The organism is Patulibacter brassicae (genome assembly GCF_033949425.1).
Classification (GTDB): Bacteria; Actinomycetota; Thermoleophilia; order Solirubrobacterales; family Solirubrobacteraceae; genus Patulibacter; species Patulibacter brassicae.
Genome location: NZ_JAXAVX010000005.1, coordinates 199,001 through 223,691 on the forward strand (window position 1 = coordinate 199,001; position 24,691 = coordinate 223,691).

Genomic DNA, 24,691 nt, shown 5'->3' on the forward strand with positions numbered 1-24,691 from the left:
GGGGGCCGAGCGGCCGCCGACCGCGTCCGGGCCGTCCGTCACGACGGGCCACCGGCCGACCGCGGCGGCCCCAGCCGCCGGCGCAGCTCCAGCGCGAGCTCGACGGCGAGGCGCCGCTCGCCGGGCGCGTAGCCGAGCAGCGCGGTCGCGCGGGCGACGCGCTGCAGGACCGTGTTGCGGTGCGCGTGCAGCCGCGCCGCGGCGCGTGGCGCGTTCTCCGCCTCGTCGAGGAACACCCGCAGCGTCTCGCGCAGGCGGTTCGCGGTCGCGTCGTCCTCGGCCAGGGGGCCGAGCGTCCGGCGGACGAAGTCGGCGGCGCGGTCCTCGTCGCCCGCGGCGAGCGTCGTGATCTCGAGCTCGGCGTACGTCGTGACCGGCGCGCCGCCGGGGGCGGCGGCGAGCAGCCGGTGCATCGCCTGTGCGGCGCCGTGGCTGCGCCGGAACCCGAGCGCGCCGGGCAGCGTCGGGCCGATCGCGACGCGGACGCCGGACGACGGCGCACCGGTCACGGCGTCCGCGCGCGAGGACGCGGTGGGCCCGGCGGGCGCGGGTGCCCCGGGCGCCGACCGCGCGGGCTGGGTCGGCGCCGTGCGCCGGGTCGCGCCCGGCGCGGGCAGGTGCTCCGGCGCCTCGATCGGCGCGTCGGTCGTGAGCCACGCCCAGAGCGTCGTGACGCCGGCGGCGAGCATGAGCGGCGGGCGGGCGCCGACGGCCTGCGCGAGCGCGACGGCGGCGGTCTCCAGCGCGCCGCCGTCGAGATCGGCGCGGTCGCTCCAGAGCACGGCGGCGGTGTGGTGCCGGGCGAGGTCGATCCCCAGCCGCTGGGCGACGGCGTCCTGCCCGATCGGCGCGCCGTCCAGCAACAGCCGGATCGTCTCCGCGCGCCGGGCGAGCGCGCCGCCGAGGACCTGGTCGCGCTCGTGCTGCATCTCCGCGACGACGCGGACGACGACCTCGTCGACGTAGCGGAAGAGCACCGCGAGGGAGAGGTCGAGCGTCGCCACGAGCTCGCGCTTGGAGGGCGCGAGGTGCTCGGCGGCGGTCATCCAGCGCCGCCAGAGCACCTGCTGGCCCTGGCGGTAGCCGTGGTAGATCGCGTCGGACTCGATGCCGCGTCGCACGACGGTCCGGGCGACGTCGAGCGCCTCCGGCGGCACGTCGACCGGGGCGCGCTCGAACCCGGTCTCGCCGCGTGCGGCCATCGCGAGGAAGCGGCGGGCGTTGCCCCGGCAGCTCGCGGCGACCTCGAGCCGGATCACGGCGTCGCCGTCGAACGCCGGGACGACCTCGACGATCGCCTCGACCATCTCGTCGACGAGCGGCTCGAGCTCGTCCTCCACCCGCTCGGCGATCGCGCCCAGCAGCGCCGTCCCCGCTCCCATGGCGGCGAGTCTCCCATCGCGTCGCGCCCGCGGGCAACGGTGGGCGACGGGCGGTCGCACACATCCCTGCCCGCTTCCCGGGCGAGGCCACATCGGCGCGCGGTCCGGCGCGGCCTACGGTCGGCCCATGAGCAACGACGGGCGGGACATCGACCTCGACGTGCTGATCGTCGGCGCGGGCATCTCCGGGATCGGGACGGCGTGCCAGCTCGCCGACCGCCTGCCGGACGTGCGGTTCGCGGTGCTCGAGCGGCGCGCGGCGATCGGCGGCACCTGGGACCTCTTCCGGTACCCCGGCGTGCGCTCGGACTCCGACCTGCACACGTTCGCCTTCGCCTTCAAGCCGTGGCGCAGCGACAACATGCTCGCCGACGGCCACGAGATCGTGGACTACCTGGAGGAGGCCGCCGCCGAGCACGGCGTGCGCGAGCGGATCCGGTTCGGCCACCAGGTCCTCGGCGCGGCGTGGTCGTCGCAGGACGCCCGCTGGACGGTGACCGTCGCGGTCGACGGCGAGGAGCGCGAGCTCACCTGCCGGGTGCTGTTCGGCGCCACGGGCTACTACGACCACGACGCCGGCTTCCGCCCGACGTTCCCCGGCGAGGAGACGTTCGAGGGCGAGCTGGTCCACCCGCAGCAGTGGCCGGAGGACCTCGACTACGCCGGCAAGCGCGTGGTCGTGATCGGCAGCGGCGCGACGGCCGTGACGGTCGTCCCCGCGATGGCCGGCACGGCCGGGCACGTGACCATGCTGCAGCGCTCGCCGTCCTACATCCTGCCGGTGCCGCGGAAGAACGCGATCGCCAACGCGATGCGCCGGGTGCTGCCCGAGCAGCGCGCGTTCGAGCTGACGCGGCGGATGAACATCGCGATGTGGCGCGGGGTCTACGCCGGCTGCCAGCGGTACCCGCGCGGGTCGCGACGGCTCATCCGGGCGGTGACGAAGGCGATGCTGCCCCGCGGCTATCCGGTCGACGAGCACTTCAAGCCGCGGTACGACCCGTGGGACCAGCGCCTCTGCGCGGTCCCGAACGGGGATCTGTTCAAGGCGATCCGCAAGGGCGACGCGTCGGTGGTGACGGACGAGATCGAGCGCTTCACGCCCGGCGGGATCCTGCTGCGGTCCGGCCGCGAGCTGCCGGCCGACGTCGTCGTGACCGCGACGGGCCTGAACATGCTGCCCTTCGGCCACGTCGAGATGACCGTCGACGGCGAGCCGGTCCGTTTCGACGAGACCGTCGCGTTCCGGGCGATGATGCTCAGTGGCGTGCCGAACTTCGCCTTCGCGCTGGGCTACGTGAACGTCGCCTGGACGCTGAAGGTCGGCCTCGTCGCCGAGCACCTCTGTCGCCTCCTGGACCACATGGAGCGCGAGGGCCACGAGGTGATGACCCCGGTCCTCGACGACCCGTCGGTGCAGCGCGAGCTCATCTTCGAGTTCGACGCCGGCTACATGCGCCGCGGGATCGGCGCCTTCCCCCGCCGCGGCTCCCACGGCCCCTGGACCGTCGACCAGGGCTACGTCGCCGACCGCGACCGCCTGCTCCACGGCCCGGTCGAGGACCCCGCCCTGCGCTTCTCCTCCCGCGTCCGCGAGCCCGCCCCACTCGCCTGACCGCCGCCCGCGCGCCCCGCCCCCGCGCTACCGTTCCGGGCGCGGGGCCTTAGCTCAGCTGGGAGAGCGCCTGCTTTGCAAGCAGGAGGTCAGGGGTTCGATCCCCCTAGGCTCCACCTCCACCAAGAACGCCTGCCTCGCAGGCGTTTCTGTGTTTTTCGGAGCCTTGACCAAAGAGCCCGATTCCGAGCCGCGGTCACGAGTGGGTAGCGCGAGTGGGTAGCGGATCGCCGCTCGGCTTGATCGCTCCGCCGAGCGTCGGCTTGCTGATCACCAGCTCCGACACGGGTGGTCAAGAGCGCTCGTCTGGGCCCCCACGGGTGATCGCCGGCGCCGCCATGGATTCCCGTGGGACCAAGGTCACGCGTTGCTCTCCGGTGCCGCGCCCAGGCGCGACTCGGGTCGCAGTCGGTCGTCGAGCCCGTCTCCCAACGCGCTTGCGGCAAGCAGTCCGCCGAGCCACGGAGCGAGCTTGAAGAGGTTGTGGCCGGCCACCAGGGTCAGGCCCGGCCGCGACCACGCGGCGACGCCGTCTGAGCTCCACGGAAGCTCGGTGACCCAGCAGTGGCGCACCCCGATCGGGACCGCGCTCAGGCCAGGGAGCGCCCGGCTGACGTACTTGGCGGCGCGGTCCGCGAGGTCCGCGAGCGCGGTGGCGTCAATGATGGTCCCGTCGTCTCGTACGCCCGCGGTGTCGCTCAGTCCGACCGCATAGGTCGCGCGATCCGGGCCGGAGGCCGCGTAGATGCCGGTCTCGCCGAAGACGCCGCTGCTGTCCTGCAGGCAGGCGGCTCGGGGCGGCGGCCGGTCTGCCGGCTCGAAGGTGCACCGGACGTGCGTGGATTGCTTGACCGGGAGCTCGAGGCCGACGCTGCGCGCAATCGCCGGTGTCCCGCGGCCGGCGCAGACAACGACGTGGTCGTGTTGGACCGTCCTTCCGCCCGTACGCACTTCGGTCCGGCCTGCACTGGTCTGCCGCACCTGCAGCACCTCGTCGTGCACGAGGTTTGTTGCGAGCTCGGCGACGAGTGCCTCGATCGTCGCGGTCGTCCGGATGCTGCCGCCGCGTGGGTCCAGGAATGCTGGGCCGTCGAACGGTCCGAGCAGCGGGAGGAGTTCCGCGAGGTCGCTCGGGTCGACCTCGTGGGCTCCGATCCCGTCCACGTCTCGCAGCAGCGCGAGCTTCGCGTCGACGTGTGGGCCGATGGTCAGCGCCCCGTCGGACGAGACCGTCTCGATCCCGAGCTCGTCGGCCCATTCGTCCCAGATCGCTCGGCTGTCGCGCGCGGCGACGACGAGTCGTGGATCGTCGTGAGCGTGGCGGAAGACGCGGGACTCTCCTCCGGACTGCCCCGCGCCGGCGACGCCACGTTCGTAGATCGTCACCGTCGCGCCCCGCTGCCGCAGCGCCCGGGCTGTCGCGAGGCCCACGATGCCCGCGCCGATCACGCCGACGTCCGCGGAGGCAGGAAGGGCGCTCATCGGGGTCAGGCGGTCGCGCCGGCCGCGGCCACGTCGTGCCTGCCTTCGGCGAACTCCTCGACGATCTTGGCGCAGAATGCCGGCAGGTCGTCGGGGTTGCGGCTCGAGACGAGTCCTTGGTCGGTCACGACCTCTTCGTCGACCCAGGTGCCGCCGGCGTTCTCGATGTCGGTGCGGATGCTCGGGAAGGACGTGATCGTCCGGCCCTTCACGAGGTCGGCCTCCACCAACGTCCACGGGCCGTGGCAGATCACCCCGACCGGCTTGCCGGTCTTGAAGAACGCCTGGATGAACGCGATCACGTCGGCGTTGACGCGGAGGTTGTCGGGGTTGACGACACCGCCGGGCAGGAGCAGCCCGGCGTAGTCCGCGACGTCGGCGTCGGTGATCTTCTTGTCGACCGGGAAGGTGTCGCTCTTGTTGATGTCGCCGTTCATCGCCTGGATCTCGCCGGTGTCGATCGACAGCAGCTCGGTGCTCGCACCGGCGGCCTGCACGGCGTCGCGCGGCTCCTCCAGCTCGACCTGCTCGACGCCGTCGGCGGCGATGATCGCGATCTTCTTGCCCTGCAGGTCGTTGCTCATCGGTCTCTCTCGCTCTCGTCGAGGGTGGGGGTCAGGCGGTGGGGTGCAGCACGACCTTCGTCCAGCCGTCCTGCCGCTCGTCGAACGCCTTGTAGGCGTCGGGGGCCTCGTCCAGCGAGAGCTCGTGCGAGACGATCTGCGACGGCTTGGCCTTGCCTTCGGTGATGAGGTCGCGCAGCCGGCGGTTGTAGTGCTTGACGTTGGCCTGGCCGTTGGCGACGTGCTGGCCCTTGAACCAGAAGTTGCCGTAGTCGAAGGCGATCTGACCGTTCTTGGCCATGTCGTCCTTGGCGCCCGGATCTTCGGGCAGGAACAGCCCGACGACGCCGATGCCGCCGGTCGGGCGGACGGCCGCGACGAGCTGATTCATCGTCAGGTTCGGAATCTCGGTGCCGTGGTGGTCGTGGCACTGGTAGCCGACGCACTCGGCACCGCGGTCCGCGCCCTCGCCGCGGGTCTCTTCGAGGATCTGCTCGACGACGTCGCCCTTGCGCGGGTCGATCGGGATCGCGCCGAGCTGCTCGCCGAGCGCGAGGCGGTCGTCGTGGAAGTCGACCAGCATGACCTTCGAGGCGCCCTTGATGACGGCGGAGTGCACGGCCATCAGGCCGACAGGGCCGCCGCCGTAGACGACGATCGACTCACCCGGCTGCAGGCCCGCGAGCTCGGTCGCGTGCCAGCCCGTGGGGAAGATGTCCGAGAGCATCACGTAGTCGAGCTCCTTCTCCTGCGCGCCCTCCGGCAGCCGCAGGCAGTTGAAGTCCGCGAACGGCACGCGCAGGTACTCGGCCTGGCCGCCGTTGTAGGGGCCCATGCCCGCGAAGCCGAACGCCGCGCCGGCGACACCGGGGTCGGCGGTCAGGCAGTAGCCCGTCTTGCCGGCCTCGCAGTTCTTGCAGAAGCCGCAGCCGATGTTGAACGGCAGGACGACGCGCTGGCCGACCTGCAGGGTCTCGACGCCGTCGCCGACCTCGACGATCTCGCCCATGTTCTCGTGGCCGAGGACCTTGCCGGGCTCGAGGTCCGTGCGGCCCTCGTACATGTGCAGGTCCGACCCGCAGATGTTCGTCGTCGTGAGCTTGATGACGACGTCGTTGGGACGCTCGATCTTCGCGTCGGGGACCTCGTTGATCGAGACGTCGTGGGGACCGTTGTAGACCAAAGCCTTCATGGGGTGCTTCTTGGTGGCGGGTCCTACCTGTACCCGGCCCCGGAGAGCGGATGCGTGGAATCGAACCTGACGGACCGCGTACCCGCAGTGCGAGGCCCTCGTCCGGTGTCGGGGCGCTTCGGTTCAGGCGGTGCTGGCGAGAAGTCGGCCGAGAGTGGTGGCGTTGGCGTAGCCGACGCGCGGGGCGATCTGGTCCATCGTCAGGTCGGTGGTGCGGCGCAGGTGTCGTGCACGCTCGGCACGGAGACGGCGGATGAGCTGGTTGGGAGTCGCCCCAGTCCTCTGGCGCACGTGGCGCTCCAGCGTGCGTCGGGTGACGTTGAGCGTGTCGGCGAGGTCGGACACGGAGAGGTCCTCACTGATGCGGCGCCGGACCTCGTCCTCGAGTCGCGTGACCAGCGCGTCGGTGGCGGCGAGGTGCCCGTGGAGGGCGTGGATCGATCGGGTGGGGCGCTCGTCGATGAGGAGGCGGTGGGCCACGGTCTCGGCGAGTCGCTCGGAGACCTCGGAGACGAGGCTGATCGCCAGATCGATGTGTGCGAACGCGGCTCCCGCAGTGAGGGCGTTGCCGCTACGGACGACCATGCGCGTGGTGTCCAGGTCGACCCGCGGATAGCGGCCCCGGAACGTCTCGTTGAGCCACCAGCTCGTAGCCGCCGTGGCGCCGTCGAGCCGGCCGGATTCGGCGAGCAGGAACGTCCCGGTGCACGCGCCCGCCAGGCGTGGCAGTCCGGCGTCGGGGCTGTCGTGCAACGCGGCGCGGAGCTCGCGGACCTCCGGCAGTGCCAGCGCGTCCTCCACCGCCGACGCCGAGAGCGCCCCCAGCGCGGGGACGACGAGGACGTCGTAGTCGCCCAGGCCGTCGTCGACGGCGCGGTCGGCCTCGACGATGAGGCGACCGGCGGTCCGCACTGACGAGCGCAGCCCGACGACGGTCGTCCGGACCGGCGGGATGTCGGGGTCCACCGATCGGCGCAGCGTCTCGGCGACCCGCAGGATGTCGAGGACGCTCGTGAACGCCGAGTCGAAGGTCCCGGGGATCGCGACGACGCCGACATGCATTGGCGCAAACGATACGAGACGCGTCGCATCGAGGAGGAGCGGAAGTGGGAACGTGAGGTTTCACAACGCGAAGGAGCACTCTTATGACCCGTCCCGGACTCGTCATCCAGTTCAAGACCAAGCCCGACACCGCCGACCAGTTCAACGACATCCTCGTCCGCGCGCTGGAGCACGTCGAGGCGGAGCCCGGCACCCGGCCGTGGCTGACGCTGCGCGCCGAGCAGGACCCCACCGTCTTCTACCTCGTCGACCTCTTCGACGACGAGGACGCCCGCAACGCGCACCTGAACGGCGCCGCCGCCGAGCTGATCCTCGGCACCGGCGGCGACCTCCTGGCCGAGCAGCCGACCCCGGTGCCCACGACGCTCGTGGCCGGCAAGGCCGTATGACCACCCGCACCGAGCGAGCGGTGCCGTCCTCTCGCTCGGTGTCACGGCGGGAGCAGGTCGACGCTGATCTGCTTGCGTCGTTACCGGGCCGACGGAGATCTGCAGGCGCGGGAGCGGCTGGTGGAGCGCTTGCATGCCGCTGGTGCGCTCGGTCGCCCACCGCTACGCAGGATGCGGCCAGGACCCCGAGGACCTCACGCAGGCCGGTCTGGTCGGTCTCACCAACGCGATCGAGCGCTACGACCGCGGACGCGGCGGTCGGTTCGTCAGCTACGCGGTCCCGAACATCCAGGGCGAGATCCGCAAGCACTTCCGCGACCGCACATGGGCCGTGCACGTGCCGCGTGCGGTGCAGGAGCTCGACGCGCGCCTCCAGCGCGCCCGCACGGAGACCCTCCAGGAGACCGGCCACGAGGCCACCGTCGACGACCTGGCGCTGATGCTGGACGTCACCACCGACGAGGTCGAAGACGCAAAGGCTGCGGGCCGCAACTACCGAGCGCTGTCGTTGGACCACCCCGCAACGGAGGGCGCCGAGCCATTTGCGGCACACGGAGCTGTTGACCCGGGTTTCGCTCGAGTCGACGACCTCGACGTGATCGACCGAGCGATGCGAGGCATCAGCGAACGCGACCGACGGATCGTGCGTTGGGCATTTCGTGACGAGCTGTTGCAGCGCGAGATCGCCGAGCGGATCGGCGTCTCGCAGATGCAGGTCTCCCGAATCCTGAAGGCCGCGCTGGCCCGGATGGCCGAGTACAGCCGCGGCCACAAGACGGACTGACCGCCAGAGCCGACGACCTCGCGGCCACCAACGCCGAAGTGACCGGACGGATCCATCCGATCACCCCCCAAAAACTGCACACGCGACGACCGGAACGCGTCATCGACCCGCGAATCACGACCGGGCAGCCCAGCACCGACTCGACGCATGAGCTGCTGTTGCGCCGCAACCACAAGACGTTCGAACGAATGGAGCACCCATGAGCACCATCACCCTGAAGAGCGCCCACCGGCTGATCGAGGCCGCCAGTGCCGAGGCCGAGCGGATCGGTGTGCCGATGAACATCGCCGTCGTCGACGCCGGCGGGAACCTGACCGCGTTTCACCGTCAGGACGGTGCGTGGATCGGATCGATCGCGATCAGCCAGGCCAAGGCCTACACCGCCCGCGCGTTCGACATGCCCACCGCCGACCTGCAGCCGATGGTCCAGCCGGATCAGCCGCTCTACGGCCTCGAGGCCAGCGACCCGGGCAACATCATCGCCTTTCCCGGCGGCATCCCGTTGACCCAGGACGGACAGATCATCGGGGCCATCGGCGTCAGCGGCGGACTCGTCGACCAGGACCAGCAGGTCGCAGCAGCAGGAGCAGCAGCGCTCTGAACCCTAATGGTGCGGGCCGGCCCCCGTCCTTCGTGACGTGATCAGCGAGGTACACCACATCCCGCTACTTGACTGACCGTCGCATCCGCCGCCGGTCAGGATCCCGACAGGCGGCCGCCCGTGGCGCGGTCGTGCGCGACGGCGAAGAGCGCGACGAGCGTCTCCGGGTCGCCGACCCGCCCTTCCGCGGCGTACTCCCGCACCCGACCGAGCCGGGCCTCGACGACCCGGCCCAGTGGTCCGCCGGCGCGCGGCACCGCGCTCGGCAGCTCGGTGTGGAACGAGGAGACGCGCACGGGCCGACCGCCGGATCCCGCCTCGAGCACCGCGACCGCCCAGGTCGCGCGGACCGGGATCAGGATCTCGTCGGGGAGGAACCAGAAGACGCGCTCCCAGTCGTCGTCCGGGTCCGTGGGGTCGTCGGCGTGCGGCAGCGGACGACGGAAGGCTCGCAGGCACCCGTCATCGCCCTGCGATAGCCAGACCCGCGGGCCGTCGTGGAGGAGGACCACGCTGTCGCCGGACGTCACGCGAGCACCGTAGAGGCCGCGTCCGACGACGCGCGACGTCGAGGGGGTTCCACGGATCGGCTCGGCCGTGCGACCGAAGGCCCGGACGTCTCGCGTTCCGGGCGACGGGTAGCGGGACGTCATGGGCCTCTTCTCCATCCGCGGGACGCTCGCGATCGTCGGCGCGGCGCTGACGTTCGGGATCGCCGCCGGGCTCGGGGCGTCGCGGCCGGTGGCCCTCGTCGCGGCGGTCGTCGCGGGGCCGGTCGTGCTGCCGGCGCTGTTCGCCTTCGGGCCGCAGGGCCGCGCCGTGGACCGCGCGGAGCGCTGGCTGCGCACGCCGAACGCCCGGTGACCGCCGGGGAGAGCGCGTCGGCGCGCCTCAGCGCTCCAGCTCGGTCCGGCCCGAGGTCGTGCTCGGGTCCTCGCCGCGGCGCATCGGCGGCAGCTGCTCGACGAGCCCGGCGAGGCCCGCCAGGGCGCCGCTCAGCCGGCGGCCGGCGGCGGCCACCGGCGCCGGGCTGTGGCGGACGCCGCGGTCCACGACGTCCCGGGTGCGGTCGAGCGCCGAGAGCGGCAGCGCCGACAGGACGTTGCCCGGCGGCCGGCGCGCGACGACGGGATGGGCGTGCGTCGGGGCGATCCTGCGCACGAGCCCCCACGCGCGCCCGAGCCGGCGCAGCTCGGCGGGCGTCAGCGCCCGCTGGAGCCGCGGGAAGAGCTCGTCCTCCTCGTCGCGGACGTCCTCGCGCAGCAGGGCGATCGCGCGGCGGACGAGCTCCTCGCGACCCGCGTCGCCGCGGCGGCTGCGGTCGACGGCGGCCACGATCTCGTTGATCTCCTGGTGCTCGCGCTCGACCTCGACGGTCAGCGCCTCGCCGTCCGGGAGCGCCCGGCGCGCCGCGGGCCAGAGCACCGCCTCCTCCGCGAACGCGTGCGGGAAGACGAGGCGGCAGAGGTCCTCGAGCGCCTCGTCCTGGGCATCGCCCGTCGTCGCCTCGACCCGCCGGACCAGGCGGTCGAGCTTCTCGTGGTCGCGGCGCTGGCGCACGAGGACGCTGCCCGGACCGCCCAGCTCGGCGTCGGACTGCTCGGCGACCGAGCGCAGGGGGAGGTCGTCGATCCGCGTCGGCATGCCGCGGGGGCTACCCGCGCCCCGCGCGCCTCATCCGCGCCGGTCAGGAGGTCGCCGCGACGGGCTCGCCCCGCCGGGGCCGCGGCACCGGATAGCGATGGCCGTGCAGGAGCGGCGTGAGGAGCATCGTCGTGGCCACGAGGGTCGCGGCGCCGGCCAGGACGACGGCGAGCGGGAACCAGATCTGGCCGTGGTACTGGATCGCGACCGCCGCGGTGGCGACGCCCGGCGCGTGCAGGACGTCGAGGCGCATCATGGCGACGGCCGCGCCGGCGGCGGCGAGCGCCATCGCCAGGGCGCCGACCCCGAGGAGGTTGCCGACCGCCACGCCCGCCACCGCGCCGACGACGTGCCCGCCGACCACCCGCCGCGGCGCCACGCCCGGCAGATGGGGCGCGGAGTGCTTCAGCGCCGCGGTCGCGAGGAACGGCGCCATGAGCAGCGGCATGTCCAGCACCCGCCCCATCGCGGCGATGAGCACGGCGCTGCAGAACACGCCGACGGCCATCCGCAGGTACGGGACGAGGGGCGCTGGGACGTCGAGGAGCGGCATGAACGGCGAGGAAGCGTGCCGACGGCGGGACGCACGATCAACTATCAATCGGTGATGTGCTCATAAGCTGCATCGATCAGCGCCCGTGAACGTCCGGCACCTCGAGTTCTTCGTCGCGGTCGCGCGGGAGGGCCATTTCGGGCGCGCGGCCGCCGCGTGCCACGTCTCGCAGCCGGCGCTCTCGATGGCGCTGCGGCGACTGGAGGCCGAGCTCGGGACGCGGCTCGTCGAGCGGGGCACGGGCGGCACCGTCGGCCTGACCGACGCCGGTGCCGCCCTCGTCGACCGGGCCCGCCTCGTGGTGCGGGGCGTCGAGGACGTGCGGAGCGCCGCCTCCGCGCTCCAGGGCCGCCTGACCGCGACGCTGCGCCTCGGCACCGTCCCGACGGCGGTCACCGCCGTCGCGAGGCTCACCGCGCCGTTGCTGCGGGAGCACCCCGGCGTCCGGGTCCGGATCCACACGGCGCCGACCGACGTCCTCTCCGCGCAGGTCCTGCGGCGCGAGCTCGACGCCGCGCTGCTCTACGGCGACCGCCCGCGCGGCGGCCTCGCCTACCGGCCGCTGTACCGGGAGCGCCTGCTGTTCGCCGAGGCGGCCGACGCCCCGCCCGACCCGCTCGGCGAGACGACGATCGACTGGCGGGCGGTGGCCGAGCACGAGCTGTGCCTGCTCGTGCCGGAGATGCAGCACCGGGCGATCGTCGACGACGCGCTCGAGCAGGCCGGGGCGGTCGTCCGCCCGCGGGTGGAGACCGACTCGTTCGCGTCGCTCCTGGAGTTCGTGCGCCAGGGCTGGCCGACGATCATCGGCCATCCGTGGCTGCTGGCGCCGCACGGCCCCGGCGCGCTGCGCGCCCGCGAGATCGTCGGGCCGTCGCTCGCGCCGACGATCGCGCTGGCGACGCCCGCGTCGGGGCAGGCGACGCCGGTGGTCCGGGCGCTCCTGACGTCGCTCGCCGGACGCGACGCGGACGACCTCGACCCCTCGCCGTAGCCCCCTTGGCGCCGTCGGGGGCGCGGCGAGCGGCGCGCGTCCGGGCTCAGGCGCCGTCGGGCAGCGCGACGATCGCGTCGACCTCGACGAGCGCGCCCTTCGGCAGCGCCGCGACGCCGACCGCCGCCCGCGCCGGCGAGTCCTCGCCGAAGTACTCCGCGTAGACCTCGTTGACCTCGGCGAACGTCCCCATGTCGGTGAGGTAGACCGTGGCCCGCACGACGTCCGTCAGCGCGCCCCCGGCGGCCCGCACGACGGCCTGCAGGTTCTCCAGCGCCTGGCGCGCCTGCCCGGCAGCGGTCGTGCCGACGACCTCGCCGGTCCTGGGATCGAGCGGGATCTGCCCGGACACGAACAGCAGCCCGCGGGCGGCGATCGCGTGGACGTACGGGCCGATCGCGGCGGGGGCGTCGGGGGCGGTGATCGGACGGCGGTCGGACATCGGGGCTCCTGCGGTCGGGGCGGTCGCGCCGCAGCGCCGGATCGGGACGCGATCGACGCAACGACGCTGCTCATGGTGCCGTGCTGCGCGGCGGCCGCGGGCCGCGCAGCGGTCGGGCACGGCTCGCGTGGGAGGACGCCGACCTGCGCGATCAGTCGCGGTTCGGGTTGTTCCGATCCGGGATCTCGATGTGGAGCTCCTGCCCGTCGCCGAGGTACCAGAGGGCACCCAGGCGCAGGACCTCGTCGAAGGCCCAGGAGAGGTGGTCGCTGCCGGGCAGCAGCAGGCCCGCCTCCTTCAGGCCGACGAACGCCGGCCAGCTCGCCGCGAGGCCGCCGTCCAGCGCGGGGTTGCGCGGCAGCTGCAGCCAGTCGGCGATCCGGTCGCCGAGGAAGTGGCGGGTCATCGACTGCAGCAGCGGCCGGGAGAGCGCGCCGCCGTCGACCTCGGCGGCGAGGTTCACGAGGATCCGTGCGAGCTCGATGCCCTCGGGCGTCGGCGCGAGGACCGGGTCGAGGATCTGCGGCGCCTGCGCGTTGGCCGCCGCCCACGTCGCCGGGATGTACTCGTCGCGCACGCCGAGCAGGTGCGCCGCCACCTGCCAGGAGTGCAGGAACGCGTCGGCCTCGGCGCCCGAGATGCGCACGCCCCAGGCCTTCATCGCGCGCATGACCGACGTCGGCAGGCTGTGCCACGTGACGAGCACGTCGCGCTGGCTGATCGGGATCCGCTCGTCCGCCGTCGCGCTCCAGTGCGCCGACCGTGGCAGCAGGTGCCGGACGCCGGCGTGCGCGAGGCGCGTCTTCACCGCGGTGACGACCATCGACCCGTCGGGACGGAACGCGTTGCGCGCCCCGATGTCGTAGCCGAACTTCGCGGTGCGGGAGATGCGGCGCTTCATGTCCGCGCCGCCCTTGGAGGAGTAGACCGCGCGCGCCTCGTGCGGGATGACGGTGCTCATCATCCCGCTGACGAACCCGTAGGAGACGCCGAGGTACGTCCCGCGGCGCTCGTTGAACGCCACCGCCGCGGCGAGCTTGCGCGTGTCGGTCCACTCGGGCAGACGGCGCGCCTGCTCGAGGAACGCGTGCAGGTCGGCGGGCAGTCCGGCCGGCAGCGCCTGGCCATTGCGGGTCCAGCCGCGCAGCAGCGCGTTCACCCGCGCGGTCTCGCCTCGCTCGATGACGGCCGCCACGACGGGGTCGGCCTCCGGGTCCCACACCTCCCACGGCGGCGTCTGGCCTCCGAGTCCCGCGACGGACTGCGTCGCCGACCATGCCCACGTCGGCGCCGCGGCGCCCACGACGCCGAGCGCCCCCATCGCGCCACCCGCCTTGAGCAGCTGTCGCCTGCTGATCGATCCCACGGTGCACCGTCCTCCGACGTCGCCGACCTCTCCGCGGACGACCGTACACGAGACAACGGGTAACATGTTGTCTCTTTGCATCACCCGCCGCAGGGAGGGGCCCGCGTCCCGATGGAGCCCCGGTCGGTGGCCTGGACCGGCGCGGCGTCGCCCGCCGATCCGTAGAGTGGGGCGTCCACCTGCGCGCCGCAACGCGCGCGGGACCAGAGCGAACGGCCGACCTGTCACGGGTCCTGGCCAGAGAGGGGGCACCGATGGGTGCCACCAACCAGCAGACCGGGGTCCGCCCGGTGGAGCACCGGACCGATCGGTCGTGGTGGGAAGGACCGCAGGTCGCGCAGGCGCGCGGCACGGCGAAGGCACGGGCGATCCGCGCTCGGCACGCCCTCGGCGTCGATCGGCAGGTCGACGAGGTGCTGCGCATGCGCCGGCACCGCGCGCAGGGCTGAGCCCCGCGCCGCGTTCCGGGACGGCTCCCTACTGTCCCGTGCGTGGTCCCGACGCCGCCAGCGGCCCTCGTCCTCGCCGACCGCCTCTCCGCGGCGCTGGCCTCGTCGGTGACCGTGCCGCTCGGGCTCGACCTGGCGGCCGTCGCGGCCGGCGCGGTGTTCGGCGCGCTCCTCGCGCTGCGGCGCGCGCTCGACATCACCGGGGTGCTGGGCCTGGCGATCGTCGGCGGGCTCGGCGGCGGCGTCGTGCGCGACGTGCTGCTCGACCAGCCGCCCGTGGCGCTCGCCGACGCCGCGTACCTGCCGACGGCGATCGGGGCGGGACTCGCCGTCGCGCTCGTCGGGCACGCCCTCGCGCGCGTCGACCGGCTGCTGGAGGTCGTCGACGCGTTCGCCCTCGGGCTGTTCGCGATCGTGGGTGCGTCCAAGGCGCTGGACGCCGGTCTGGGACCGGTGGCGTCGGCGACCGTCGGGGTCGTCGCGGCGACCACCGGGGGCATCGCCTGCGACGTCCTCAGCGGGCAGCGTCCGCACGTCCTGGGCCCGGGACCGATCTACGCGTGGGCCGCCGTGGCCGGCAGCGCCGCGTACGTCGCCGTCGACGAGCTGATCGGCAGCGTGCCGTTCGCGGTCGCCGCCGCGATGGCCGCCACGGTCGTCCTGCGGTGGCTCGCGATCCACCGGGGGCTCAGCACGAAGCCGTTCGCCCCCGCGCCGCCTACAGGACGTCGTCGAGCAGGTAGGTGAACGAGCGGCGCTTCTGGCCCCGCGGGTCCAGCAGGCCGGAGTCCCAGGAGCCGTTGCGGGTGCCCGGCGTCCACGCCGGGTTCGGCTCGGACTGCAGCTGGTAGACGTAGATCCGCTGGATCCGGCTCGCGTAGCGCTTCGCGATCGTGTGGAGGAAGCGCGTCGCGTCGTACTGGTACCGCTCGCGCGCCACGTCGCCGGAGGCCTTGCGCCGCTGGGCGAGGAACGGGTTGCTGCGCTCCGACGACGCCTTGCGGCTGTAGACGCCGCCGGACTCCGTGATCCAGACCTTCGATCGCCTCACCGCCGACGAGCGCAGGAAGCGCCCGGTCTCGGTCGCCTTGCCGTCGTTGACGTCGTTGTAGTTGTTCAGGCCCCAGGCGGGGATCGACCGGCCGGCGGCGCGTCGCACGCGCAGCGCGTAGGCGCCCGCCTCGCGACCCGACGTCAGGTGGATGTCGCCGCCGAGCAGCGTGCAGCCCGAGCACGACGCGAGCTCGCGCTTCACCGCGCGGTAGAGCCGGCCCAGCGCCTCCGGCTTGCCCCGGAACGGGCCGGTGAGGTTCGGCTCGTTGAAGAGCGAGAAGTCGCGGACCCACGGGTACGTCGCGCGGAAGCGGCGGACGTCCTGCACGAACCGCGTCGTCGACACCGCGTTGCGCAGGGACCGCGAGCCCGACGCCGTCACCCAGAACGTCACGAGCGGCCGGACGCCGGCCGCCCGCGCCGCGGTGAGCCAGGCGTCCAGCAGGGCCGCGTGGTAGCCGAGCGTCGGCGAGTCGCGGTAGCGCAGCGCGTCGTAGCGCACGACGTAGCGCGCGGTGGAGAGGCCCGCTGCGCGCAGCTCCCCGAACGCCGGCTGCGCGAACGTCGTCGCCTTCTGGTCGGCGAGGCCCCAGGTCGTCGCCCCGGCGGGCGCGGCAGCGACGCCGGCGGCCAGGACGACGAGCGCCGGGACGGCGCCGCGCAGGGCGCGCCGGCGGGTCGCGGGACGGACGGGAGCGGCTGAGCGGGGCATGGCGATCGCGGAGGTCGTCGGGAGCGCGGACGGGCGTGCGCGGCGGAGCGTCGCACACCGCGCGGCGCACGCGCGACGCCTCAGGACCAGGATCGGACGACGCCCCTCGGCCACGCGTCCAGGGGACCCGGCCGGCCCGGTCCCGCGTGGACCCGCTCGGTCGGGCCGTCAGCCGGCGCGGTCCAGCCCCGGCGCCACGAGCCGCTTGCCGCCCGTCCCGGTCCGCGCCGAGGCGGCCAGCTGCTCGGGGTCCAGCAGCGCGCCGAGCGGGATCGACGTGTCGTACTCCGTGCGGAAGGTCGTGCCGAGCTCGGCCAGGACGCGGGCGCGCATCGCCCCGGCGGCCGCGGGACCCAGGCGCTGCAGCGCGCGCATGAGGAGGAAGCCGCCGACGCTCCACGTCATGCCGATCGCGCGGTGGATCTCGGTCGGCGAGCGGTCGAGGCTGCCGTAGACGTAGACCTGCTTCGGCACGTCGGTGCCGTACGGCGACCACGGCTGGTCGAGGCGGTCGCGGGCGGCGCGCTCCATCGCGCCGAGGATCCGGCTGGCGAGCCGGCCGCCGCCGACGGCGTCGAAGGCGAGCGTGGCCCCCGTCTCGGCGACCGCCGCCGTGAGGGCGGCGTCGAAGCCGTCGGCCGACGAGTCGACGACGTGGGTGGCGCCGAGATCGCGCAGCAGCGTCGCCTGGGCCGGGCTGCGCACGACGTTCACGAGCTCGACGCCGTCGGCGAGGCAGATCCGCACGAGCATCTGCCCGAGGCTCGACGCGGCGGCGGTGTGCACGAGGGCCGTGTGCCCCTCGGCGCGCATCGTCTCGACCATCGCCAGGGCGGTGAGCGGGTTGACGTGCATCGCGGCGGCGTCCTCGTCGCGCACCTCGTCGGGGAGGATCGCGACGTCGGCGGCCCGCACCACGCGGAAGTCCGCCCACATGCCCCCGGCGAGGGCGGCGACCCGCCGGCCCTGCAGCTCCTCGGCGCCCGGGCCGCAGGCCACGACGGTGCCCGTGCCCTCGTTGCCCAGGCGGAGCGCCAGGCCGAGGCGCTCGCGCACGTGGGGCAGCACCCGCGGGTCGAGCGCGGCGCGCAGCTCCCGGCCGTCGCGCTCGAGTCGGACGCTGGACGGGTCGGCGGGCCCGAGCAGCACGCCGAGGTCCGAGGGGTTCACCGGCGACGCCGAGACGGCGACGAGGACCTCGCCGTCGCCGGGCACCGGCACCGCCTCCTCGGCGATCGCGACCCGCAGCTCCCCGTCGGCGGTGATCGTCGACCGCACCACGCGGCCGCTGGACGGCACGGACGTGCTCATCCAGCGACCGTAGCGCGGCGGTCACAGCAGGCGCCGCGCGCGGGCCACCGCGACGGCGTCCTCGCGGCTCGAGACGCCGAGCCGGCGGTAGATCCGCCGCACGTGCGTCTTCACGGTGTTCGGCGAGACGTAGGAGTCGGCGGCGATCTCCGCGATCGACCGGTCGCTCGGCAGCCGGCGCAGGACCTCGAGCTCGGCGGGCGAGAGGTCGGTGCCGTGCAGCTCGTCCTCCTCGCGGTGGCGGACCGCCCGCTCGAGCTCGCGCAGCTCCTGGGCGTGCCGTCCGACGTCGCGGTACCGCGCCGCGATCGCGCGCGCCTGGCCGGCCGCGTCGCGCGCCTCGGGCAGGTCCCCCTCGGCGAGGGCGAGGCGCCCGCGCGCGACGAGGCTCGCGAGGTGGTGGACGCCGTCGGGCGCGCGCCCCGTGCAGCGCACGACGTCCTCGAGGACCGCTCGTGCCTCGTCGAGCTCGCCGGCGGCGACGAGCGCGCGGCCGAGGGCCCGGTACGCGGGCGCGAAGGCGACGGACGTCGCCTCGCCGGTCCGCTCGGCGATCGCGACCGCCGCGCGCGCCCGCTCGACCGCCGCCTCGCCGCGACCGGCGTCCGCGTCCAGCAGCGACAGCAGCGCGAGCCGCCACGACTCGGCGGCCGGGTCCCCCCGCACGACGAGCTCCGGGCGCACGAGCTCGCGCGCCTCCCGATCGCGCCCGGCGAGGCGCAGGACGATCGCGTGGAGCGTGCGCGCGTGGAACAGCGTCGCCGGGTCGGCACGGGCGTGCTCGAGCGCGCGCGGAGCGACGTCGAGCGACTGCCCGACGTTCCCGGCCAGCGGCGAGAGCAGCGCGAAGTCGACGATCGGGGCGAGCTCCGGGAACGCATCGCGGTCGGCGGCGAGCCGCTCGACGTGCTGCCACGCCGTCGGCGTCGCGTGGACCAGGGCGTGGTGGGCGGCCGAGAGCGCCTCGACGACCGGATCGGGCCGCCCCGCCGGGAAGCGCTCGAGCAGGCGCCCGAGCGCCGGCAGCTGCTGCGCGCGCAGGAGCACCGGCCAGCCGGCGAGCAGCAGCTCGGCGGCGCGGTCCGTGGCGCCCGCGTCGAGGGCGTGGCCGACCGCCTCGTCCCACCGGTGCTCGCGCGCGAGGCGCTCGGCGACGCGGAGGTGCAGCTCGGCCGCCAGCCCGGGCGACCGGTCGTCGAGCCGGCGGCGCAGGACGTCGCGCAGGAGCCGGTGCTGCCGGGGCGCCCGGCCGGCCCCGCCGTCGGTGACGAGGTGCGCGCGCCGCAGCTCGCGCACGAGCGGCGCCGTCGGGACGTCGTCGTCGAGCACGGCGGCGCAGAGCTCCGGCTCCAGCCGCTCGAGCACGGAGGTCCGGCGCAGGAGGCCGGCGACCGCCGGCGACGAGGGCGCGACGACCTCCTCCACGACGTACTCGCCGATCGCCTCGTCCGCGTCGACGACGCTCGCCAGGACGCGCGCGGGATCGTCGGTCGACCGGAGGGCGCGCCCGGCGAGCGCCAGCCCCGCCGGCCACCCCTCGACCTGCTCGTCCAGGCGGTCCAGCTCCTCCGGCGACAGCGCGAGTCCGAGGCCGGACGTGAGGAAGCGCTCGGTCTCGTCCCGTCCCATCCGCAGCTCCCCCGGGCCGATCTCGGAGACGACCCCGTCGACGCGGAGCCGGCCCAGGGGGAACGGGGGCGGCGTGCGCCCGACGAGCACGACGGGCAACGCGGGGGCCACGAGGGTCGCGACGGCCGCGAGCACCGCGTGGGCGTCGGGCGCCGTCACCTCGTGATGGTCGTCGAGCACGAGCGCCACCGGTGGACCCGCGCGGCGCTGCAGGCCGTTGGAGAGCAGCGGCACGACGACGTCGACCGGGTCGGCCCCGGCCAGGAGCGCGGGGCCGGCCTCGGCGACCGCCGCCTCGTCGTGCTGCCCGATGGCGGCCAGCAGGTGCGCCGCGAGCCGGACGGGATCGTCGTCGCCGCGGTCCAGGCGGACCCAGGCCACCGGACCGTCCGCGGCGCGGGCCCACGCCGCGACCGCCGTCGTCTTCCCGTATCCGGCAGGGGCCGCGAGCACGGCGAGCGGGCGGCCGGCCGCCGCGGCGATCCGCGCCGAGAGCGCCGGGCGCGCGACGTCGTCCTCGCGCCTCGCGGGCACGCGGAGCTTCGCCGCCACGATCAGTGGCGCTGCGTCGGGGGTGGCGGTGGTGAGGAGCCGCTGGAGCGCTGCCCGCTCGGGCGTCGTGCGGGTCACCGCCGCCGATCGAGGGGGCCGGGGACTGAAGGCCGGAGCATCACGCCGTTCTACCCGCCCTGCGCGATCGCATGCGCGACGCGCCACGGCGCTCTCGCGGAGCGACAGCGCCACCCGACGCGGCGGTCCGGTGCCGGGTGCCGCGCCGACGGGCATCGCGACGGAGGCCGGGGACCCGGTCCCGGCGCGACCGACCGACGCGACGCCGGATCACTCGGGTGATCCGGCCGCGTCGCCCGGCGCCTGGTCACCCGGGTGACGCGCCCCGGCGACACGGGCCGCGGCCCGCGCGGAGGCCACCACCGACCCCACCGGGGCCGCGATCCCCGGGCGACGCGGTGCGGCCCGTCCGGGCCGATGGCGGTATGTCCTGGGCGTGGCGGACGCGACGGGACCCCCGGAGGAGGCGCGGCAGGCGCGGCGAGCGCCGCTCCTGGAGATCTCCAACGGCGTGGTGGGGCTGCACAAGCGCTACTACGGCAAGGGACCGGAGAGCTGCCGCGCGATCTACCAGGGCGACGTCGTGGTGGTCGTCCTGCGCGGGACCTTCACGCCGCTCGAGAGCACCCTGGTGGAGTCCGGGCGCGCCGAGACGGTGCTGGAGCAGCGACGGGCCCTGCAGGAGGTCGTCGAGGACGAGATGAAGCTCCTCGTCCGGACCGCCGTCGGCCGCCCGGTCGAGGCGTACCTCAGCGCCAACCACGTCGATCCCGACGCGCAGGTCGACGTCTTCCTGCTCGAGCGGATGGACTGACCGCCGGGGTCGCGGAGCGGCGCGGACGGGTGCGCGGGCGCTCGCTGGGTATCCGACCCTCGATGGCCGACCCCCGCGAGGACGAGGACGAGCAGCCGCCGGAGGTCCGGCAGACCCCCCTGCTGCAGATCTCCAACGGCGTGGTGGCGCTGCACAAGCGCTACTACGGCAAGGGCCCCGAGAGCTGCCGCGTGATGTACCACGGCGACGTCGTCGTGGTCGTGCTGCGCGGCAACTTCACGCACCTCGAGACGACGCTCGTCGCCTCGGGCCGGGTGGAGCCCGTGCTGCAACAGCGACGAGCCCTGCAGCTCGTCACCGAGGAGGCGATGAAGGCGCTCGTCAGCGACGCGACGGGCCGCGCGGTCGACGCGTTCATGAGCGCGAACCACGCCGCGCCCGACGCCCAGGTGGAGGTCTTCCTCCTGCGCCCCGAGGGGTGAGGGCGACCGCGGCGCCGACCGCATGCACCGCCGTTCGATCGGGTAGAACGGGGCGATGCCGCTGCGCACCCGCTACTGCGAGGAGCTCGCCGCCCTCCAGGGCGTGGCGCTGGGCGCGCTCGACCTCGTCGCGGCGCAGGTGGCGCGCGCGACGGAGGCGCTGGAGCACCAGGACGTCGAGCTCGCGACGTTCGTCGTCGTCGACGACGACCGGATCGACGGCCGCTACCTCGAGGTGAACCAGGGCGCCCTGTCGCTCTTCGCGCTCCAGGCGCCGGTCGCCACCGACCTGCGGCTCATCACCGGGCTGATGCACGTCGCCAAGCACTTCGAGCGCATGGGCGACCAGTGCGTCTCGATCGCGAAGCTCCTGCCGCTGACCGGCAACGATCCGCCGCGACGGGACGAGGTCCTGCGCGCCGTCCTGCGGATGGGGGCGCTGGCGCGGGACGAGGTCGTGCAGTGCCGGCAGGCGCTGGAGCGGCGCGACGTGGCGCTCGCCCGCGACCTCCTGCGTCGCGACCAGGAGCTCAACGCGCTGAACCGGCGGGTCTTCCGGCTCGCGATCGAGTTCGGGGACGACCTCGACACGCGCGAGTGGCTCATGACGATGACGATGGTGGCCCGCGCGTTCGAGCGGATCGGCGACAACGCCGTGGACATCGGCGAGCAGGTCGCGTTCATCGTCGAGGGCCGCTTCCCCGAGGACGCGTCCCGGACGCCGGCGGCCGAGCGCCCCGGCGGCATCGCGAGCTAGCGCCCCGACGTCCCGCGCTCGGCCCGCACCGGGTCCGACTCGCTCGCGCGGGGCGCCCGGCGACCCGGCGTGGCCGCACGCGACTCGCGGGGTCAGCCGCCGGACGGCGTGACGTCGCGGAGGCTCGCGACGATCCGGCGCAGCGCGCGCTCGAGGTGCGCGTCGTCGGCCGCCCGGGCGAGGTGGCCGCGCAGGCGGTGCGCCGTGGGCGCCTGCGCGGCGTCGATCCCGTCGAGCCGGCCGCCGGTGGAGCGGCGGCGGCTGAGGTGGTAGATGCTCGCGCCGCAGGCGTAGTTGAAGAGCGTCACGAACGCGCCCGCCGCCTCGTCGTCCGGGAACCCGGCCCGGGTCAGCAGCTCGAGCACGCGGTCGGCGAGCTGGGTGGCGACGGGGCCCTCGATCGGCCGCCGCAGCGTCGCCTCGGCGACCGACGGGTGCGCGGTCAGCAGCCGGTGCAGCGCGGTGAAGAACCGCAGCAGCTCGGGCTCCCACGCCGCCTCGGGATCGATCGCGGGCAGCTCCCGCAGCGTCCGGTCGACCATGAGGTCGACCAGGGCGTCCTTGCCGTCGACGTGGTTGTAGAGCGCCATCGCCGAGACGCCGAGCGCGCTGCCGACCCGGCGCATCGTCACGGCGTCCAGCCCGTCGGCGTCGGCGATCCGCAGCGCCGCGGCGACGACCTGCTGCTCGTCGAGCGTCCGGCGGGGCGTGCTTGCTCGCGCCACGGCCCGGATGATAGGTATTTACTAAGTAAGTACGACGGAGGGTCCTGGGGATGGCACTGAAGAACGAGCTGGAGCCGGCGGAGGTCGCGCGCCGCCTGTCGGCGTGGCTGCCGGACGCGCTGGGCGTCGACGGTCCCGTCGCGGTCGACGACGTCGAGATCCCGCACGCCAGCGGGATGTCGAGCGAGACCGTGCTGCTGCGCGCCTCGTGGACCGGGGAGGACGGCCCCGTCCGGCGCGGGCTCGTGGTGCGCGTGCCGCCGGCGGTCGGGCTCTTCCCCGACCCCGACCCCGCGCGCGAGGCGGCGACGATGCGCGAGCTCGCCGCGCATGCCGACGCCCCGGTGCCCGACGTCCTCGCCCACGAGACGACCGGCGACGTCCTCGGCAGCCCGTTCCTGCTCGTCGCCCGGGCCGAGGGCCGCGTGCCGGGCGACGACCCGCCGTTCGTCACCGGCGGCTGGGTCGTCGATCTCGCCCCGGAGGAGCGGGCCACGATGTACGACGGCGCGCTGCGGGCGATCGCCGGGATCCAGGCCGTCGACGTCGCCGCGTCGGGCCTGAGCTGGCTGCATCCCTCCCCCACCGGCGAGGCGGCGCTGGAGCGCGACCTCGCGGCCTGGCGCGGCTTCCACGCCTGGGCGGCGCGGGAGGGCCAGAGCCCGCTCATCGACGCCGCGCTGGAGCGGCTCGCCGCGACGCGTCCCCGCAGCCCGGACGCGCCCGTCGTCGTCTGGGGCGACGCCCGCTTCGGCAACCTCATGTACGGCCCCGACCACGAGGTCACCGCCGTCCTGGACTGGGAGATGGCCACCGTCGGCCCGCGCGAGGTCGACCTCGGCTACTTCCTCTTCTTCGACCGGATGTACTCCGAGGGCATCGGGGTGCCGCGCCTGACCGGCTTCCCCGAGCGGGCGCAGGTCGTCGAGCGGTTCGAGGAGCTCACCGGGCACGCCCCGCGCGACCTCGACTGGTACGAGGCGTGGGGCGCGCTGCGCGGGGCGATGCTCCTCGTGCGCGTCGGCAACCTCATGATCGAGCACGGCCTGATGCCGGAGGGCGCGCCGTTCCCGGTCAGCAACCCGGCCTCGCACGTCCTCGCCGGGCTGCTGGAGCTGCCTCCGCCCGGCGACGCCGCCGCCTGGATCACGGGGAGCCGGTGAGCACCATGACGATCGATCGCAACGTCGCGCCCAAGCCCGACGTGCCGCTCTGGAACGAGACCCGCTGGAACGGCTGCTGGAACCCCGACGCCGGCGTCGGGATCTACCTGCACGCCGGCCGCTTCCGCCAGGAGCTCGACCTCTGGTGGGCGCAGGTCGTGGCGTACCTGCCCGACGGCGCGCTCTGCGTCCAGCGGCTGTGGGGCCGCAACGCCACCGACGACGGCGTCGCGCTCGGCGGGCTGGACCTGCGGATGACGCAGGACGGCTGGCGCGCGAGCTACGACGGGGTCGGCGAGCGCACGAGCACCGCCGCGATGGCCCGCGGCGTCCGGGGGGCCTCGGCGCCCTCGCGCGCGTTCGCCTTCACGCTCGAGGCCACGGCCGTGACGCCCGTCTGGGACCAGCGCCCGGCGGGCGGCGACGACGCGCCGCTGCACGCCGGCGACGCGCACATCCAGCAGGCGTTCGCCACCCGCGGCGCGCTGCGGGTCGGCGAGGAGCGGCACGACCTCGGCGGGATCGGGTTCAAGGACCACTCGAGCGGCAAGCGGGACTTCGGCCCCTGGCGCAGCCACGAGTTCGTCCTCGCCGTCGGCCCGGAGTGGACGGCGCACCTCATCTCGATGGCCGGCCCGGACGGCACGGCGCTGCCGCCGATGGGCGCGCTCATCACGCGCGACGGCGCCCAGGAGGCGATCACGCGGCTGGAGACCGTGCCGCTGCGCGACGCCGCGGGCGCCCCGGCGAGCGGCCGGCTCGCGTTCGAGACCGACGCCGGACGGACCGGCTCCTACGCCGTCGAGCTGCGCCACGCCGCGCCGCTCTCGATCACCGAGGACAACGACAACATGAACGGCGTGAGCTGGGAGGTCGACGGCGACCCCGTCGTGGTCGTCGAGGGCAACGCGCGCCTCGTGGCCGACGACGGCACCGTGCTGCACGCCTTCCACGAGCGATCGATGCGCCGCAGCCTGCTGCCGCGTCCCTGAGCGC

Annotated in this window: 27 protein-coding genes and 1 tRNA gene; 14 read left to right on the forward strand and 14 right to left on the reverse strand. The window is 74.5% G+C overall.

Going from position 1 to position 24,691, the window contains the following annotated elements; genetic code table 11:
- Positions 1-38: 38 nt before the first annotated feature.
- Positions 39-1,382 (reverse strand): PucR family transcriptional regulator, encoded by a 1,344-nt coding sequence (locus tag SK069_RS12030; RefSeq protein WP_319954481.1) that lies wholly within the window; start codon positions 1,380-1,382, stop codon positions 39-41.
- Positions 1,383-1,509: 127 nt separating this feature from the next.
- Here SK069_RS12030 and SK069_RS12035 point away from each other — a divergent pair, with 127 nt between their 5' ends.
- Both SK069_RS12035 and SK069_RS12040 read left to right on the forward strand, forming a co-directional pair.
- Positions 1,510-2,997 carry a flavin-containing monooxygenase gene (locus SK069_RS12035; RefSeq protein ID WP_319954482.1) on the forward strand — a complete coding sequence of 496 codons (1,488 nt, stop codon included), beginning with the start codon at positions 1,510-1,512 and terminating at the stop codon, positions 2,995-2,997.
- A 43-nt stretch (positions 2,998-3,040) separates the two neighbouring features.
- Positions 3,041-3,113: transfer RNA gene (locus tag SK069_RS12040), tRNA-Ala, on the forward strand.
- Between the two features lie 244 nt (positions 3,114-3,357).
- Here the strand turns inward: SK069_RS12040 and SK069_RS12045 are convergent.
- The 4 genes from SK069_RS12045 to SK069_RS12060 form a co-directional block, all read right to left on the reverse strand.
- Positions 3,358-4,479, reverse strand: a complete 1,122-nt coding sequence (locus SK069_RS12045) for an NAD(P)/FAD-dependent oxidoreductase (RefSeq protein ID WP_406628285.1) — start codon at positions 4,477-4,479, stop codon at positions 3,358-3,360.
- Between the two features lie 5 nt (positions 4,480-4,484).
- Positions 4,485-5,063: a type 1 glutamine amidotransferase domain-containing protein gene (locus SK069_RS12050; RefSeq protein ID WP_319954484.1), complete on the reverse strand. Its 579-nt coding sequence runs from the start codon at positions 5,061-5,063 to the stop codon at positions 4,485-4,487.
- Positions 5,064-5,094: 31 nt separating this feature from the next.
- Positions 5,095-6,234 carry a glutathione-independent formaldehyde dehydrogenase gene (locus SK069_RS12055; protein ID WP_319954485.1) on the reverse strand — a complete coding sequence of 380 codons (1,140 nt, stop codon included), beginning with the start codon at positions 6,232-6,234 and terminating at the stop codon, positions 5,095-5,097.
- A 123-nt stretch (positions 6,235-6,357) separates the two neighbouring features.
- A complete protein-coding gene (locus tag SK069_RS12060) occupies positions 6,358-7,296 on the reverse strand; it encodes a GlxA family transcriptional regulator (RefSeq protein WP_319954486.1) in 939 nt (312 codons plus the stop codon).
- Between the two features lie 83 nt (positions 7,297-7,379).
- Between SK069_RS12060 and SK069_RS12065 the strand changes: the two genes are divergently transcribed.
- The 3 genes from SK069_RS12065 to SK069_RS12075 all read left to right on the forward strand — a co-directional run bounded on the left by SK069_RS12065 (position 7,380) and on the right by SK069_RS12075 (position 9,070).
- A complete protein-coding gene (locus SK069_RS12065; RefSeq protein ID WP_319954487.1) occupies positions 7,380-7,685 on the forward strand; it encodes a putative quinol monooxygenase in 306 nt (101 codons plus the stop codon).
- A 133-nt stretch (positions 7,686-7,818) separates the two neighbouring features.
- Entirely contained in the window at positions 7,819-8,469 is a 651-nt protein-coding gene (locus SK069_RS12070; RefSeq protein ID WP_319954488.1) for a sigma-70 family RNA polymerase sigma factor, read from the forward strand.
- Positions 8,470-8,668: 199 nt separating this feature from the next.
- Positions 8,669-9,070: a GlcG/HbpS family heme-binding protein gene (locus SK069_RS12075; RefSeq protein ID WP_319954489.1), complete on the forward strand. Its 402-nt coding sequence runs from the start codon at positions 8,669-8,671 to the stop codon at positions 9,068-9,070.
- A gap of 95 nt (positions 9,071-9,165) precedes the next feature.
- Here the strand turns inward: SK069_RS12075 and SK069_RS12080 are convergent, their stop codons facing one another.
- On the reverse strand, positions 9,166-9,600 hold the full coding sequence (locus SK069_RS12080; protein WP_319954490.1) for a hypothetical protein: 435 nt from the start codon (positions 9,598-9,600) through the stop codon (positions 9,166-9,168).
- A gap of 121 nt (positions 9,601-9,721) precedes the next feature.
- Here SK069_RS12080 and SK069_RS12085 point away from each other — a divergent pair, with 121 nt between their 5' ends.
- Entirely contained in the window at positions 9,722-9,934 is a 213-nt protein-coding gene (locus tag SK069_RS12085; protein ID WP_319954491.1) for a hypothetical protein, read from the forward strand.
- A 27-nt stretch (positions 9,935-9,961) separates the two neighbouring features.
- On the opposite strand, the gene SK069_RS12090 is transcribed toward SK069_RS12085, so the two are convergent.
- Both SK069_RS12090 and SK069_RS12095 read right to left on the reverse strand, forming a co-directional pair.
- On the reverse strand, positions 9,962-10,714 hold the full coding sequence (locus tag SK069_RS12090; RefSeq protein ID WP_319954492.1) for a hemerythrin domain-containing protein: 753 nt from the start codon (positions 10,712-10,714) through the stop codon (positions 9,962-9,964).
- A gap of 43 nt (positions 10,715-10,757) precedes the next feature.
- The gene (locus SK069_RS12095) at positions 10,758-11,267 is read right to left on the reverse strand and encodes an HPP family protein (RefSeq protein WP_319954493.1); all 510 of its coding nucleotides are present in this window, start codon (positions 11,265-11,267) and stop codon (positions 10,758-10,760) included.
- 85 nt (positions 11,268-11,352) lie between these two features.
- Between SK069_RS12095 and SK069_RS12100 the strand changes: the two genes are divergently transcribed.
- Positions 11,353-12,261 (forward strand): LysR family transcriptional regulator, encoded by a 909-nt coding sequence (locus tag SK069_RS12100; RefSeq protein WP_319954494.1) that lies wholly within the window; start codon positions 11,353-11,355, stop codon positions 12,259-12,261.
- 46 nt (positions 12,262-12,307) lie between these two features.
- On the opposite strand, the gene SK069_RS12105 is transcribed toward SK069_RS12100, so the two are convergent.
- Together SK069_RS12105 and SK069_RS12110 are read right to left on the reverse strand one after the other, a co-directional pair.
- Positions 12,308-12,703, reverse strand: coding sequence for a RidA family protein (locus tag SK069_RS12105; RefSeq protein ID WP_319954495.1), 396 nt, complete (start codon positions 12,701-12,703; stop codon positions 12,308-12,310).
- Positions 12,704-12,854: 151 nt separating this feature from the next.
- Positions 12,855-14,069, reverse strand: a complete 1,215-nt coding sequence (locus SK069_RS12110) for an oxygenase MpaB family protein (RefSeq protein WP_319954496.1) — start codon at positions 14,067-14,069, stop codon at positions 12,855-12,857.
- 254 nt (positions 14,070-14,323) lie between these two features.
- On the opposite strand from SK069_RS12110, the gene SK069_RS12115 reads away from it, so the two are divergent.
- Both SK069_RS12115 and SK069_RS12120 read left to right on the forward strand, forming a co-directional pair.
- Entirely contained in the window at positions 14,324-14,518 is a 195-nt protein-coding gene (locus SK069_RS12115; RefSeq protein ID WP_319954497.1) for a hypothetical protein, read from the forward strand.
- Between the two features lie 42 nt (positions 14,519-14,560).
- On the forward strand, positions 14,561-15,265 hold the full coding sequence (locus tag SK069_RS12120) for a trimeric intracellular cation channel family protein (RefSeq protein ID WP_319954498.1): 705 nt from the start codon (positions 14,561-14,563) through the stop codon (positions 15,263-15,265).
- On the opposite strand, the gene SK069_RS12125 is transcribed toward SK069_RS12120, so the two are convergent.
- The 3 genes from SK069_RS12125 to SK069_RS12135 form a co-directional block, all read right to left on the reverse strand.
- Positions 15,237-16,283 (reverse strand): hypothetical protein, encoded by a 1,047-nt coding sequence (locus SK069_RS12125; RefSeq protein ID WP_319954499.1) that lies wholly within the window; start codon positions 16,281-16,283, stop codon positions 15,237-15,239. The two genes, SK069_RS12120 and SK069_RS12125, sit on opposite strands and share 29 nt — an antisense overlap.
- 168 nt (positions 16,284-16,451) lie before the next feature.
- Complete coding sequence (locus SK069_RS12130; RefSeq protein WP_319954500.1) at positions 16,452-17,594, reverse strand: zinc-binding dehydrogenase; 1,143 nt, start codon at positions 17,592-17,594, stop codon at positions 16,452-16,454.
- A gap of 21 nt (positions 17,595-17,615) precedes the next feature.
- On the reverse strand, positions 17,616-19,853 hold the full coding sequence (locus SK069_RS12135) for a LuxR C-terminal-related transcriptional regulator (RefSeq protein ID WP_319954501.1): 2,238 nt from the start codon (positions 19,851-19,853) through the stop codon (positions 17,616-17,618).
- 376 nt (positions 19,854-20,229) lie between these two features.
- Here SK069_RS12135 and SK069_RS12140 point away from each other — a divergent pair, with 376 nt between their 5' ends.
- From SK069_RS12140 to phoU, 3 genes are all read left to right on the forward strand, one after another.
- Positions 20,230-20,607 carry a Na-translocating system protein MpsC family protein gene (locus tag SK069_RS12140; RefSeq protein WP_319954502.1) on the forward strand — a complete coding sequence of 126 codons (378 nt, stop codon included), beginning with the start codon at positions 20,230-20,232 and terminating at the stop codon, positions 20,605-20,607.
- A gap of 62 nt (positions 20,608-20,669) precedes the next feature.
- Positions 20,670-21,050 carry a Na-translocating system protein MpsC family protein gene (locus SK069_RS12145; RefSeq protein WP_319954503.1) on the forward strand — a complete coding sequence of 127 codons (381 nt, stop codon included), beginning with the start codon at positions 20,670-20,672 and terminating at the stop codon, positions 21,048-21,050.
- A gap of 55 nt (positions 21,051-21,105) precedes the next feature.
- Positions 21,106-21,807: a phosphate signaling complex protein PhoU gene (gene phoU / locus SK069_RS12150; RefSeq protein WP_319954504.1), complete on the forward strand. Its 702-nt coding sequence runs from the start codon at positions 21,106-21,108 to the stop codon at positions 21,805-21,807.
- A gap of 92 nt (positions 21,808-21,899) precedes the next feature.
- Here phoU and SK069_RS12155 read toward each other — a convergent pair whose 3' ends face one another.
- On the reverse strand, positions 21,900-22,532 hold the full coding sequence (locus SK069_RS12155; RefSeq protein ID WP_319954505.1) for a TetR/AcrR family transcriptional regulator: 633 nt from the start codon (positions 22,530-22,532) through the stop codon (positions 21,900-21,902).
- Positions 22,533-22,582: 50 nt separating this feature from the next.
- On the opposite strand from SK069_RS12155, the gene SK069_RS12160 reads away from it, so the two are divergent.
- Both SK069_RS12160 and SK069_RS12165 read left to right on the forward strand, forming a co-directional pair.
- Entirely contained in the window at positions 22,583-23,695 is a 1,113-nt protein-coding gene (locus SK069_RS12160) for a phosphotransferase family protein (protein ID WP_319954506.1), read from the forward strand.
- Positions 23,692-24,687 (forward strand): hypothetical protein, encoded by a 996-nt coding sequence (locus SK069_RS12165; protein ID WP_319954507.1) that lies wholly within the window; start codon positions 23,692-23,694, stop codon positions 24,685-24,687. The genes SK069_RS12160 and SK069_RS12165 overlap by 4 nt, the downstream gene beginning before the upstream one ends.
- The last annotated feature ends 4 nt before the right edge of the window (positions 24,688-24,691 follow it).